Source organism: Fibrobacter sp. UWB12, assembly GCF_900142485.1.
Classification (GTDB): Bacteria; Fibrobacterota; Fibrobacteria; order Fibrobacterales; family Fibrobacteraceae; genus Fibrobacter.
On the sequence record NZ_FRAZ01000003.1, the window covers coordinates 419,814 to 434,110 of the forward strand.

The 14,297-nt window shown below is 44.5% G+C and carries 9 protein-coding genes; 7 read left to right on the forward strand and 2 right to left on the reverse strand.

From position 1 onward, the window contains the following. Position 1 precedes the first annotated feature (1 nt). The 7 genes from rfbA to BUA34_RS06550 all read left to right on the forward strand — a co-directional run bounded on the left by rfbA (position 2) and on the right by BUA34_RS06550 (position 6,771). Positions 2 to 889, forward strand: coding sequence for a glucose-1-phosphate thymidylyltransferase RfbA (rfbA, locus tag BUA34_RS06520; RefSeq protein WP_072827920.1), 888 nt, complete (start codon positions 2 to 4; stop codon positions 887 to 889). Between the two features lie 288 nt (positions 890 to 1,177). Beyond that, positions 1,178 to 1,825, forward strand: a complete 648-nt coding sequence (locus BUA34_RS06525; protein ID WP_072827921.1) for a hypothetical protein — start codon at positions 1,178 to 1,180, stop codon at positions 1,823 to 1,825. Positions 1,826 to 1,965: 140 nt separating this feature from the next. After that, entirely contained in the window at positions 1,966 to 3,102 is a 1,137-nt protein-coding gene (locus tag BUA34_RS06530; RefSeq protein ID WP_072827922.1) for a dTDP-glucose 4,6-dehydratase, read from the forward strand. Between the two features lie 8 nt (positions 3,103 to 3,110). Beyond that, positions 3,111 to 3,674 carry a dTDP-4-dehydrorhamnose 3,5-epimerase gene (gene rfbC, locus BUA34_RS06535; RefSeq protein WP_072827923.1) on the forward strand — a complete coding sequence of 188 codons (564 nt, stop codon included), beginning with the start codon at positions 3,111 to 3,113 and terminating at the stop codon, positions 3,672 to 3,674. A 78-nt stretch (positions 3,675 to 3,752) separates the two neighbouring features. Then, a complete protein-coding gene (locus BUA34_RS06540; protein ID WP_072827924.1) occupies positions 3,753 to 4,199 on the forward strand; it encodes a low molecular weight protein-tyrosine-phosphatase in 447 nt (148 codons plus the stop codon). Between the two features lie 17 nt (positions 4,200 to 4,216). Then, on the forward strand, positions 4,217 to 5,371 hold the full coding sequence (locus BUA34_RS06545) for a polysaccharide biosynthesis/export family protein (protein WP_072827925.1): 1,155 nt from the start codon (positions 4,217 to 4,219) through the stop codon (positions 5,369 to 5,371). 20 nt (positions 5,372 to 5,391) lie between these two features. After that, positions 5,392 to 6,771, forward strand: coding sequence for a mannose-1-phosphate guanylyltransferase/mannose-6-phosphate isomerase (locus tag BUA34_RS06550; protein ID WP_072827926.1), 1,380 nt, complete (start codon positions 5,392 to 5,394; stop codon positions 6,769 to 6,771). A 127-nt stretch (positions 6,772 to 6,898) separates the two neighbouring features. Here the strand turns inward: BUA34_RS06550 and pheS are convergent, their stop codons facing one another. Together pheS and BUA34_RS06560 are read right to left on the reverse strand one after the other, a co-directional pair. Continuing rightward, on the reverse strand, positions 6,899 to 7,921 hold the full coding sequence (gene pheS / locus BUA34_RS06555) for a phenylalanine--tRNA ligase subunit alpha (protein ID WP_072827927.1): 1,023 nt from the start codon (positions 7,919 to 7,921) through the stop codon (positions 6,899 to 6,901). 209 nt (positions 7,922 to 8,130) lie between these two features. Beyond that, positions 8,131 to 14,292: a pilus assembly PilX family protein gene (locus BUA34_RS06560; protein ID WP_072827928.1), complete on the reverse strand. Its 6,162-nt coding sequence runs from the start codon at positions 14,290 to 14,292 to the stop codon at positions 8,131 to 8,133. Between the last annotated feature and the right edge of the window lie 5 nt (positions 14,293 to 14,297).

Below are 14,297 nucleotides of genomic sequence, written 5' to 3' on the forward strand. Positions count from 1 at the left end.
TATGAAAGGTATCGTACTCGCTGGGGGTTCCGGCACGCGTCTGTATCCGCTTACGATGGTCACGTCGAAGCAACTTTTGCCGGTCTATGATAAGCCGATGATTTATTATCCGTTGTCTACGCTTATGCTGGCGGGTATCCGTGATATTCTTATTATCTCGACTCCGACGGATTTACCGAATTTTGAACGCTTGCTTGGCGATGGTTCTGCCATGGGTCTCAACTTGAGTTACAAGGTACAACCGAGCCCGGACGGACTTGCTCAGGCATTCATCCTTGGCGAAGAATTTATTGGCGATGATTGCTGTGCAATGGTCCTTGGCGATAACATCTTCTATGGAAACGGTTTTAGCCCGCTTTTGAAGGCCGCTGTGAAAAACGCCGAAGAAAACGGACGTGCAAGTGTGTTCGGTTATTATGTCGAGGACCCGGAACGCTTTGGCGTCGTGGAATTCGATAAGGATGGCAAGGTGATTTCGGTGGAAGAAAAGCCGAAGGAACCGAAGAGCAATTATGCCATTACAGGCCTTTATTTCTACGACAATCGCGTTTCGAAATTTGCAAAGGTGCAAAAGCCGAGTGCTCGTGGCGAACTTGAAATTACCGACCTTAACAAGACCTATCTCGACAAGGGCGAACTTGACGTGAAACTCTTGGGCCGTGGTTTTGCATGGCTTGATACCGGCACGATGGATAGCCTCATCGAAGCGGGCGAGTTCGTGAAAATGGTCGAAAACCGCCAGGGCATCCAGATTTCTGCAATCGAAGAAATTGCCTATATCAACGGTTGGATCAACAAAGAAAAACTTTTGGAATCAGCCGCCAAGTATGGCAAGTCTCCTTACGGCCAGCACTTGAAAAAAGTTGCTGAAGGAAAAATTCATTATTAAGCTCAGACGCAACGCTCTGTTATAAAATCATTCTTTTGAAAATGAAATCCGGCTCTTGTAGCTGGATTTTTTTCTTTTTGGATTTAGTACGCTTGTATGATGAAAATAAATTAATATGAGTTTTATTATAAATTAGTTTGTTGATTGTTGATAAAGAGTTATTAGTTTGTAGTATGTATGGAGTTTTAATAGATAAATTATTTTTATGTTATAATTGAAAATGTTGTATTGAAATCTAAATTAAAATAAAATATATTGTGGCCCAACTTTTTTTAAAAGGAGATAATTATGAAAAAAGTTACTTTGGGGGCCGTTGTTTGGGCTTTGGCGATGATGGGCTGCTCTGAATCGGGCATGGATAATTCTGTTGCGTCTTCAATAGGTGCTGCTCAGCAAGGGCCTGTTATAGAATTTGCTGAAATACCTAATTTGCAGGCTGTTGTAGATGATTGCTCTCTAGATGATTGCGGCGATGGTATTTATTTTAGAACTTTTAAAGACCCTTATGGTCATAAATACACGTATTCACATCAGGCTCGTGTGGAAAACAATGCTTTTAATCGAGGCTATGGGAGAGTATGGGTGAATAAAGATGAAGCGAATGTTACAAAGGTTGATTTTCTTTACATTAGAACGGTGTGTGTAGAAGATTGTGATGATTTTGGAAATTGCCGAGAAAGCAGACTTGCAAAGAGGCATGAATATGGCTATTATTTTACGACATCGAATGTCCAATATTATAAAAACGACTGCGATAAAATATCTGATGAAAAAAATATTGGTGTTGTTTCGACTTTTGCCGCGGTCTTTAATCCTGGACAACATGATGAAGTTGTCCTACAATCGACTACATATAAAAATTTAGGCCGAGAACAGGCTATGTGGGTTTATCGAAATTATTTGTATCCTGTATTGCTTCAAGACGCAGGACTTTAGTTTTAAACGTCTCATTATCTCAACGAACTCGGCTTTCTTTGCCGGGTTCTTTTTTTATGTCAAATACTGTTATTGTAGGGCGCTTTAAATGGGATCTGTTTTTACAATTTCTATATTTCCCTTGTAAATTGGAGAAAAGCATGAAACGTTCAATAGTGATTACAGGTGGTGCAGGCTTCATCGGAAGTCATGTAGTACGCCTGTTTGTGAACAAGTACCCCGAATATAAAATCATCAACCTTGATAAGCTTACCTATGCGGGTAATCTTGCGAACTTGAAGGATGTCGAAGACAAGCCGAACTACAAGTTCGTGAAAATGGATATTTGCGATTTTGACGCATTCTACAAGCTTATGCAGGACGAACAGGTCGATGGCATCATCCACCTTGCTGCCGAAAGCCATGTGGACCGTTCCATCAAGGACCCGTTCACGTTTGCCAAGACTAACGTCATGGGAACTTTGAGCCTCCTCCAGGCCGCCAAGCTTTACTGGGAAAGCCTCCCCGAAAAGTACGAAGGCAAGCGTTTCTACCACATCTCGACCGACGAAGTTTACGGCGCCCTCAAGATGAACCATCCGGAAGGCATCACGCCTCCGTTCACGACGACGGCTTCTAGCTCGGAACATCACTTGGCTTACGGTGACGACTTCTTTTACGAAACGACGAAGTACACGCCGCATAGCCCGTATTCCGCATCCAAGGCTGGCTCCGACCACTTTGTGCGTGCGTTCCACGATACCTACGGCATGCCGACCATCGTGACGAACTGCTCCAACAACTACGGTCCGTACCAGTTCCCCGAAAAGCTTATCCCGCTCTTCATCAACAACATCCGCCACAAGAAGCCGCTCCCGGTTTATGGCAAGGGTGAAAACGTCCGCGACTGGCTCTTTGTCGAAGACCACGCCCGCGCGATTGACGTGATTTTCCACAACGGTAAGATTGCTGAAACCTATAACATCGGCGGCTTCAACGAATGGAAGAACATCGATATCATCAAGGTCGTCATCAAGACCGTCGATAAGCTCCTTGGCCGTGCCGAAGGCGAAGACTTGAACCTCATCACTTACGTGACGGACCGCTTGGGCCACGATGCCCGCTACGCTATCGATTCCACCAAGCTCCAGAAGGAACTTGGCTGGGAACCGTCGTTGCAGTTCGAAGAAGGTATCGAAAAGACCGTGCGCTGGTACTTGGACAACCAGGAATGGCTGGACAACATCACGAGCGGCGACTACGAAAAGTATTACGAAACGATGTACAAGAACAGGTAATTGCTAAAATGGGAAAGTTTAACTTTATAGATACAGAAATCGAAGGTGTGAAAATCATTGAACCGACCGTGTTCGGCGATGCCCGCGGTTATTTTATGGAAACCTACAGCCGCCGCGACTTTGCCGAAGGTGGCATTGATGTCGATTTCGTGCAAGATAATGAATCTCGCAGCAAGAAGGGCGTGCTTCGCGGTCTCCATTTCCAAAAGCAGAATCCGCAGGGCAAGCTCGTCCGCGTCATCGAAGGTGAAGTCTTTGATGTGGCCGTCGACCTCCGCAAGAACAGCAATACGTTCGGCAAATGGGTGGGCGTTACGCTCTCTGCCGAAAACAAGAAGCAATTCTACATTCCCGAAGGCTTTGCTCACGGCTTTGTAGTGCTTTCCGAAACGGCATCGTTTGTTTACAAGTGCACGCGTTTCTACGCCCCGGGCGACGAAGGTGGCCTGATGTGGAACGATCCGGAAATTGGCATCAAGTGGCCGGTGGGAGACGGTTTTGAACCGCTCCTCTCCGAAAAGGATACCAAGAACCCGTGCCTCAAGGATCTCGGCTTCGCTTTTGATTTATAGTTTTAGACGTTTGTCATTAGTTATGACTGATGCCTATTGATTGTAAACTTAAACTTATTTTTCTATTATTACGCTATCATGAAAAACATTCTTGTCGTTTGTACAGGGAATATCTGCCGCAGCCCAACAGGGGAGTACCTTTTAAAAAAAGAACTCGGACCGGACTTCAATGTAATGAGTGCGGGCCTTGGTGCTTTGGTGGATAATCCTGCTCACGAAATTTCCCAGAAGATAGCCTTGCAGCATGGCATTGACATGAGCGCTCACAAGGCACGTCAAATCAATTTGGACATTCTTAAATGGGCCGATTTGATTTTGGTAATGGAAAATGGGCATAAAAGGGAACTTTTGCACAAATACCCGTGGCTCGAAGGTAAGGTGTTTCGCTATGGTGAATCCCGCCAGGTCGATATTCCTGACCCGTACAGAAGACCGGAAAATGCGTATGTCATGGCCTGGAATTTTATTTCCAAACTGACTCCGTATTGGGTTGAAAAAATTAGGCAGAGTGAAGCCGCAAAATAATTCTAAAAAGGAAACGTATGAATAAAATTGGTATTGCTCTTTGTGGTGTAGCCGGAGTTATCTTGAGCGGTTGCTTTGCTGCTCCTCAGATGCGAATGGACATTCCCACAGACTCCACGACCTATAATGGAATTACGTTCAAACTACATTCCATTGACGAAGGTGACATGGGTGAACCGGTGCAGGTCGCCCCGAATCCGTACGAAGGCAAATTGGAAGATTTGCTGGTGGATTCCCTTCCTGACTTGGAATACAGGATTGGACCTTTGGATATGGTTCAGGTGGTTGTCTGGGAACATCCGGAACTGACTTCCCCGATGGGTCAATACCAGCCGGCCGGCCAAAAGGTGACGACCGATGGCAAGCTTTTCTACCCGTATGCCGGTGAAATTCAGGTTGCTGGTCTTACCGCTCAGGAACTTCGCGCCGAAATTACAAAACGCCTTTCGGACAAGATTCTTAACGATCCTCAGGTGGATGTTCGCGTGACTGGTTACCACAGCCGTAAGGCTTTTGTTTCTGGTGCCGTCAATAGACCGGGTGTTGTAAGGTTTGATGAAAACCCGATGACGATTTCTGATATGATTGCAAATGTGGGCGGCTTTAGTGAATTGGCCGATCCTTCGTTTGTTCAGCTTCGTCGTGGCGAAAAAATCTATAACATCGACTATGTCCGTGCATTCAAGGATAATATTGCCATTGACCGTATTCTTGTGAAGCCGGGTGACCAACTCTTTGTCCCGTTAAGAAGCCAAATGGAACGTGACAGAAAGGTGTACGTCCTTGGTGAAGTGAACAGAACCGGCATTGTCCGCATGGATAGCTATTTGTCCTTGGCTGAAGCTCTTGCTTCTGCCGGTGGTGTGAATGCCATCAATGCTTCGCCGAAAGATGTTTATGTTATAAGAAACACGTCCCAAGAAAAGATTGATATCTATCAGTTGGATGCAAAGAATGCTTTGGCTTTAGCAATGGCCGACCGCTTCGAATTGAATCCGCGTGATATCGTTTATGTCGATGCTTCTGGTATTGCAACTTGGAACCGTCTTCTTAGCTTGATCTTGCCGACGATGAATGCTGTTTACACTGGTACGAATATCGTTCAGAATATCCAGGAAATTAATAACGCTGGTTGGAAGACTCCTTCTCAAAAGAAAGCCAGCTCTAAATAACAGTTATCAGGGCTATTAAAATGATTAACTTGATTTTGTGTGGTGGTAGCGGAACGCGTCTTTGGCCGATCAGCCGCTCCCTTATGCCGAAACAGTTTGCACGTCTTTTTGACGGTGCATCCTTGTTCCAGCGTACTGTAAAAACCAATTCTCGCATTTGTGAAGCTCAATACATTGTTAGCAATGCGGATCAGTATTTCTTGGCTAAGGACCAGCTCGAGGAAGTCGGCGCTGACAAGGCACGCTTCCTCCTGGAACCGGTGGGCCGCAATACGGCTCCGGCAATTGCTCTTGCCTGCCTCGGCTTGAATCCGGACGATATCGTTCTCGTGTCTCCTTCGGATCACGTGATTCGCAAGGCTGACGCCTACGAAGATTGTTTGCGCAAGGCCGAAGAATTTGCTAAGAAAGGTTTCTTGGTGACGTTTGGCATTACGCCGACGGGCCCGGAAACTGGCTACGGCTACATCGAAGCGAATGGCGAAGATGTCAAGCGCTTTGTTGAAAAGCCGGATTTGGAAACTGCAAAGAAGTATGTCGCTTCTGGAAGATTCTTCTGGAACAGCGGTATCTTCTGTTTCAAGGCTTCTACGTTCTTGAGCGAACTTGAAGTTTATTCTCCGGATATCTTGAGCGCCGCTAAGGTAGCCTTTGCAAATGCCAAGAAAGAAAATAAGGACTCGCTTATTCGTGTCGATCATGAAGACATGATGAACATTCCTTCGAATTCGATTGACTACGCTGTGATGGAAAAATCTTCGAAGGTGAAGGTCGTGCCGAGCGATATCGGTTGGTCTGATCTTGGTGCTTTCGATTCTCTCTATGGTGAATTCGATCACGATGAAAACGGCAACAACATAAACGCAAAGCACTTGGGCATTGGTTCCAAGAACTCGCTCGTGCTTGGCGGTCAGCGTCAGATTTGCACAATCGATTTGGATAACATGTTGATTGTCGATACGCCGGATGCTCTCTTGGTCGCTCCGCTTGCAAGCAGCCAGAAGGTAAAGAAAGTTGTTGACGAACTCAAGGCTCGCGGCTCTGACTTGCCGACGGTGCCGCAGACGGTCAATCGCCCGTGGGGTACTTACTCCGTGCTCGAATCGACAGACCGCTACAAGATGAAGCGCATTGTCGTGCGTCCGGGCGAACGCCTCTCGTTGCAGAAGCATTTGCACCGTTCTGAACATTGGGTCGTTGTGAGCGGTACCGCTACAGTGACTGTTGGCGACAAGGTGTTCTATGTGCGTCCGAATGAATCGACATACATCCCGTCGGGAACGGTTCATCGTTTGCAGAACGAAGGCAAGCTTCCGCTCGTGATTGTTGAAGTCCAGGTCGGCGAATACACCGGCGAAGACGACATCATCCGCGTGCAGGACGACTACAAGCGCTCTTAAACATGGGCGGGCTTCGCCCGCTTCTGTCATCCTGAGCGTAGTCGAAGGATCTAATGAAAAATGGCGGGCTATGGCCCGCCTTTTCACTTTTTAATTCCTAATTTCGAAATCCTGATTCCGAATTAACTTAGAACTGGCTCAGGAATCTCTGATCGTTGGCTGTCAAAAGTCCGATTTCCGGAATCTCGTGGCGGAGCATGGCGATACGGTCAAGACCGAAACCGAATGCAAAGCCTGTGAACTTTTCAGAGTCGATGCCGCAGTTCTTGAACACGTTCGGGTCCACAGAGCCGCAACCACCGATTTCCATCCAGCCTGTGCCCTTGCAACGACGGCAACCCTTGCCACCGCAGAACACGCAGCTCACGTCCATTTCTGCGGACGGTTCCGTGAACGGGAAGAAGCTCGGACGGAAGCGAGTCTTGACGCCTGCGCCAAAGAGTTTGTTCATGAACACCTGGAGCACGCCTTTGAGGTCGGCGAAGCTAATGTTTTCGTCAACGACAAGACCTTCGCACTGCTGGAACATCGGGGCGTGGGTGGCGTCGTTATCAACGCGGAACACATGGCCCGGAGCAATCATGCGGAAAGGCGGCTTGTGCGTTTCCATGTAGTGAATCTGGGTGCCCGACGTGTGCGTGCGGAGCATGACCTTGTTGTCCACATAGAACGTGTCCTGCATGTCGCGGCTCGGATGGTCAGGCGGAGTGTTGAGAGCTTCAAAGTTGTACCAATCCGTTTCGATATCGCGGCCGAAGTCCACATCAAAACCCATTTGCGCAAAGAAGTCGATGATTTCTTCGCGGACGTCGTACAGCGGGTGCGTAGAACCGGCGGCGATACCTGCGCCCGGGAGCGTGATATCGACAGCGCCGCTGGCGAGTTTCTTCTGGAGAGCGGCTTCGTTTGCCGTTTCGATAGCCTTGTCGATTGCTTCGGAAACAGCAACCTTCAGTTCGTTCACGAGCTTGCCGTAAGCAGGGCGTTCTTCGGCGCTGAGCGAACCCATCTGCTTCATGAGGTCGGTGACGGCGCCCTTCTTGCCGAGGTACTTTACGCGGAGATTGTTGACCGCTTCTTGATTGGTGAGGTCCGTTTGTGCAAGTTCTGCATCAAAGGCCTGCTTGACATTGTTAATAGCTTCACTCATAGTACGGCGAAATTTAGAAAAATAGCGCCTTTCTTGCACGTGTTTTGCTGAAAAATTCGCATTATATGTGGCTGTCTCCAGCGGCTTCCGTACTTTAGTCTTTCTTGCAACCTGTGCAGCCTGTGTAGAATATGGTCAAGCGAGCATACAAAAAAAGCTCCCCGGTGGGGGAGCTTTGAAAATTTTATTGCAATGTTTTATCCGGTATGCTACCAACCACAATAGTTGATACTGTATTCAGAAACATTGTTTGGTATGTGTACTGTTATTGGATATGTTACAAACACTTCTCCATTACAATATGAATCACTGTTGTTCCAATAATTTTTACTTGTTCCAGTAATCGGGTCCAAGCAGTTTTTCATCGTTGCTTTACCTATTTGAATGCGGGTGCCACCAGTATTTCCATCACTTGCTATACACCCTGTAAATGTGTAGGTCTTACCAGCTTCTAATACAAAACCAGATGTTAATACAGTGTCAATTTTTGAAGGATTTGCCTTAGAACTGCTGCTGGGTTTTTCTTCTTCTGAACTAGAACTGGACTCTTCACTGCTGGCTACGTAGGTCACATCAAAGGTGCAGTTATCTGTTTTTGTTCCTTTGGTTATAGTTAGTGTGTGTGTGACTGTACCTGAACCATTGTTATAGGAGAAGTATAAGGGATCGTTATCATGGTAGTCTCCGTATCCTGCGACGGACGGTTCTATATTATAAGTGCATTCGTTTGCACCGGCGCATCCTGTTACGGCGGTGCTGATGGAGACTGAAGAACCTTCAACTGATTCTACTGAACAAGAATTTATATGTGGTGCACCAGGCTCCGCTGCTGCTCCCTTGACCGAAAATTCTTTTTCACATTCTATAAATTTGTCTTCTTCGCTATAGAGTCTGAATTTATAGGAACTTCCCACAGTCAAAGATGCTAGGTCTTCGTTTGGTATCGTTATGTTGCAAATGTTAAACATGGTGGCTGTCGTACAGTCTCCTCGTTTTTTTTCAGTGCCATCAAGTGTGACTACATAACTGCAACCATAGCAATTTGATAATGTTGCTCGGAATTCGACCCTGTTTTGTGCTACTTCTGGATCTTCTCCAGGACCGGGTTGATGAATTTTGCATTGTGGTGTGAATCCTGTGACTGTGTTACATGGCTTTTGATCACTATAGTTTCCGTCTTCAGCTTTCGCACTAACGTTGAATACCCATTCGTTAATAGCACCATCAATATTTTCTGCATCCATGGGAAGTGTGAGAATTGCGTTTGATGTGCCTGTTACCGAAATATCGTTTTTGTTTAATACGTAGGTCTTTTGTTTTGCTGGGCCTTTTTTGGCTATAATCTGGTATTCTTCAGCAGCATCTCGATTGTTTATGTTTGCTGTGATTTCAACATGTCTCGTTGTTGTATAGTTCCACCATAAACCAGTTCCTTTTAGTCTTTCTTCCGCTTTGCATGATTTTACATTAACGGCGGTTTCACAAATTGTGATAACCTTTTTGATTGTTACCTCATTATTGCTGTTGTTTTCAAAGTATACGCTTTTTACTTTTCCTGGGTCAAATCCGCTTGTTTCTGTTATGAAATCTTTTATATCGAAAGTCTTTGTTGCTGTGTTCATGGATACGCGCTCACTTGGGTAGAGTGTTTCTCCTTCGCCCTCGCTGTATAACTGTATCCAAATTTCACTACCGTTTTCAATATTTGTTTCGAATCTAATTTGGGCAGAACGCATATTTACTGTTTTTGTAAATGCGGCTGATTGGTGACCGGTTAAAGCGTCAACCCTGATTTCTTCATCTATCTTTTCTACAGAAGTGCATGCGCTTTGCGCTCCAGTCCAAAATACGCCACAATGGGCACTATCACTTGCCCACATCATTTCGTCAGCGCTGATGAGGCTGCTTTCACAGTCAAGACCGACTTTGGCTGTTTTTATGTCATTTCCGTTCTTGGTGTAACCGTGCTTTCCACTACTTGTAGCATCAAAATAATAGCCATTGTTGCTACATTCTGTATATCCATAATTACTTCCACCGCATGCATCGTCTCCTATGTAATAGTATTTTTCGGTGCAGGCATCAGTGTTCCAACCTTCCCAACCAGAATAGCCCACCCAGGGCTTTACATATTGTTCTCTTGGTACAACGCCGTATCTAGCTACGGCTGCAAAAGAGCACTTGATTGTGGGGTAAGTATTGAAACATTCATAGTTTGTACTCTTCCAACCAATACCGTAAATCTTGAATTTTGGGTTTGCGATGCGGAAGCCTACAAAAGAGCCTTCGTAGCTGCCACTCCAATAGTTCAAATCAAATTTGACTAATATTAAGGATCGTTCGTTACCTTTTGAAGCCATAATCGCAATATTTTCTGCTGTGATTTCCGCTTCAATCATTACCATGTCATTTTCAGTTACTTGAATTGTGAAGACGCCTTCTTTGCATTTTTGCAAAGTTTCGTCACATAATTTTGTTCTTACATAGCCGTTGTTGTCGATGTATGCGAAAAGCATTAAGTGGCTGGATGCATCTGAGCTTGAACCTAGTAAAAAGCCTGAAGTTGCATCGTTCTTTGGTAAGCGAACCATAGCTTTAAGGGAACCATGTGTTCCGGCATCGGCATTGATTGTGCTCATCACTGTAATATCTCCGCCAGTAACGACGGAAATATTTCCGTTTTCATAATCAATGTTGTTCATGTTTCCTTTGATTAAATGCCATTTGGCGTCAGGGTAACTTCCTGTTGATATGGCTGATGCGCAGTGGCTTGCTGGGGCGCAATAATCAATACAGTATTCCTTTCTTTCGTTTAAATCAAGGTCTTTGCAGGCTGCAGCTTTGTTTTTAAATTTGTCAAAGAAGCAATGCTTGTCCACTTCGTTGTACATTAAGTTTACTACGGTTTCGTTGTCTTCCACATAAAATGGAGGGTACGTTTCCGCACTTAGCTTATTAATGTTGGGCGGACAACTTGGTCCTTCACATTCCCAATATTTAAAGTCTTTATTATCGTCATTGTTAGATTCGAGTTGCATCGAAACCGGACCAGCGCTATATACGTTTACGATACATTCGTGTTCTGGGGTGTCATTGTAGGAACATCTCTTGATGTCGGCGCCTCTTTCTACTGTAAAGGAAGGGTTTTTGCCTGTTTCGACATTTTTAAATTTGAATTTAATTTTGTTGACTTTTTCTTTGGCGGAGGCATGCAAGGTACATGTTTTTCTTTCATCCGTAAAAGTGCAAGAGTTGTCTTCTTCAGGAATGATGACAACACAGTCTGATTGTTCTTTTAAAACGTCAGTGAGTTTTACGGTGGTGTTTATGGCAGAGGAAATTAGCCAAGAATTGTTTAGCTCTTCTGTTTGGAATCCAGTTACATCTGGTTCGACCCATTTTTCAGTTGCTTCTGTTGGACAATCTGGCCAACTGTACCGTTCGTCAGAAGATGGGCATATATTTTCATGATCTTCGCAGTATTTATCAATTTCGCTAAAGAGGGCTGAGCCGCGGGTAAGCGACGCTGTAGAAGATATATAGATGCCGGTGGTAGATGGTTTTGCTGCTATGTAGCTATTTTCACTATTCTCGTTAGGGAGAATTTGGAAACTCATGGTTCCACTTGTGGCTCCTGTTGTTCGGACTGTAAATAAAGTTATCTCTTTTTCGGTGTTGTTGAGATTGGATACTTTAAATATGCAATTTTCACCTGTAGTAACACCATTAAGAACATACGCGTAATCCCAGCCGTTTGGTGCGTTCGGACAGGATACTTTTAAATCAATTGATGGAATGTTTGGCTGTAAACGTACTTTAACTTCTCTAGTTCCGCTTGATTGAATTTCCTGGCTCGCTTCGGTGAATGAAACTTGGTGCAAATTGCGCAATTCTTTGTTGTCTATGGATACCCAAACAGGAACTGTACCTTGGTAACCGTCTGCGGATATGTTGCATTTGTAGGTTCCCTTAGGCAGTTTGCTTCCAGTAGGTGAGAATAATTTTGAATTTAAGGTTATATCCAAAGAAGAGGATCCTTTTACATTGTCGCATGCGTTTAGATCTAGATCTGTTTTGGCTAAAGGTGCGGAACCTTGTGGCTTGTTCAATGTTATTACATTGAGATAGTCTCCGAGTGTGCCATAGGGGTCGTTCGGTAATGATATTACACGAGGAAGAATAATGAACGATGGTGCGAGTTTTTCGCTTTTATCATCGTCTACCTTTTCGAAGCTCTTGCTTTGTGATTCAAGAGAAATTCCTAATTGTGGAGCCATGGATATATAGTAACGGTCTGTATTTTCGTCATCACTCGATCCACTTGCACTCGAATTAATGGTTGCCGTATTAGAGCATTCTTTTGTGCCGTCGTTGTCGCAAATAATGGCTGCTTCGGCAAGGGCGTCCGTCAATTCTTGGTCAAAACGAGCCTTTAAAGTGTTGTTTCCGCCTTCTTTTTGATTGAATTCAGAACAGTTTGCCGCGACAACAGACCCGCTCATGGGACTTTCAAGGTCTTTCATGTCAAATCTTCGAACGTTACCTTCGCTAAAAATAAAGTAACGATGTGCAGCGCTATTGTTTGCAAATTCAAAATAACCTGTTGGCCAACCATCTGGTAAATACAACAAAACTTTGGACGAACCGCTTGTTGGGGGGAGGTATACTTGGCTCGCTGTACCTTCATTAAATTTAAATATAAAGTTTCCGTTCAGTGCTCCGTTCATGTTGCTAAGCATCCAACCCCTATCCTTAGGAAATTCTAGAATAAGCCAATCGTTATTGTATAGATTGTTGTTGGCTTTTGCTATTTGATAGCAGGCGTTTAACAGCTCTGTTGTATTATTCCAATCTGACCAAATATTTACATCACACCCTTTTCTATCATCAATTCCTTTATCTCCATCATATATATGGGTGTATGCCTCTGTGAAAATTTTGGTGTTTACTTGAATTGGTGTTTTGGCTCTTTTACATGACTCGTCCCTTTCTTCCAATCTTTCTTTGTATTTATCTAGTTTATTGGCGTTCCAATCAGCCATGTTTTCGGCAGAAGGTTCTGTAACAAGGAATTGTCCTTTATAGCCTATCCATTTTTTAAAACCTTCTGATCTAGCACAGGTAAAACCATCTACTTGACAATTGTTGTTAAGATTGTCGGTGCAAACGGAAAAACCTGCTGGTGTTGCTCCGCTTTTGTAATGGACGAATCCTTTTAACCATACTTTGTCCCCATCTCCAGATCCAAATGTTGTTCGGGGTATTGCATCACGCCCATCATTTTTTCCGCAAATGGTTTTGTCTCCCATTTTCCCAGGGGAATCGTCTTTAACATAGACGTTATGTTCTATTTTTATCTTGTCATTTACGTGAGATCCAATAGCGGTAGTTGGAAATTTTAATGAGCTGTTTAATACCATACTACTTTTTGCAGTAAAAACGCTAGATCCACCATCTGTCCCATTTGCATCATAATAAATAAAGGGGCCGTTTGATGTGATATTGCCGTTTATTTCAACATTTCCAACTGTTACGCTGGCGCATCCCCCGGTACTATTTTTGATATGGTAGGCTTCTTTAAGATCTATTCCGCCTTCTGTGTAAAGAGTCCCTTCTATTGTTGATTTTACGTTGCCAGGATAAAATATCCCTCCGACATATAGGTTGCCTGTCACGTTAATTCCTGAACAGGTTCCTACATCTCCTGTCGCATAAAGGTCCTTTATTGAATTAGTATTGTTGGCGTAAAAAGAGCCGTCTAAGATAAGATAGTCCGTAACTGTAATGTCGTTTGCAGCTTGTCCACCTGCATTTAAAACGTCAGGAGTTGCTGTAATAATGGCTTTATCAATGTTGAGCTTGTCAATGGTTTTTAATGCTCCATGAAAGGCTTCTGAAAAATTATATGACGATTGTGTAATGGGTAATTTGACACGATACAATCCGTCCACGTTAAATATGGCCACTTCGGTATGGCTCGTTTCGTTACGGGATTCACCTGCAGAAAGGACTTTGATTTTGTATGTCGAATTAGTCGTGTTTACACCGGTCACCCACACGTGATAGTTTTGCCCTGCCTTTTGCAAGGGACGCAATTGGTCATCTATATTGATTGCTTTCCCGTGATCTTGGAATTGCTTGATGAGTGCGCCTACGTCGTTGGCGTGGAACGTCATCCAACTGCGGGCATTTTCGATACCGGCTTGTGCGCTCTGGTAGGCTTCGCGCTTGAGCATACGGCTTGCGCTAGAAAAACCTTCACTTGAGATAAATTTCCAAGTTGCTGTCGCAGCGATAGTGGCGACGAGCATGAACATAAGTACGGTGATAAGAGAAACACCGGCTCTGTTTTTTAAATAATTCTTTCTCATATCAA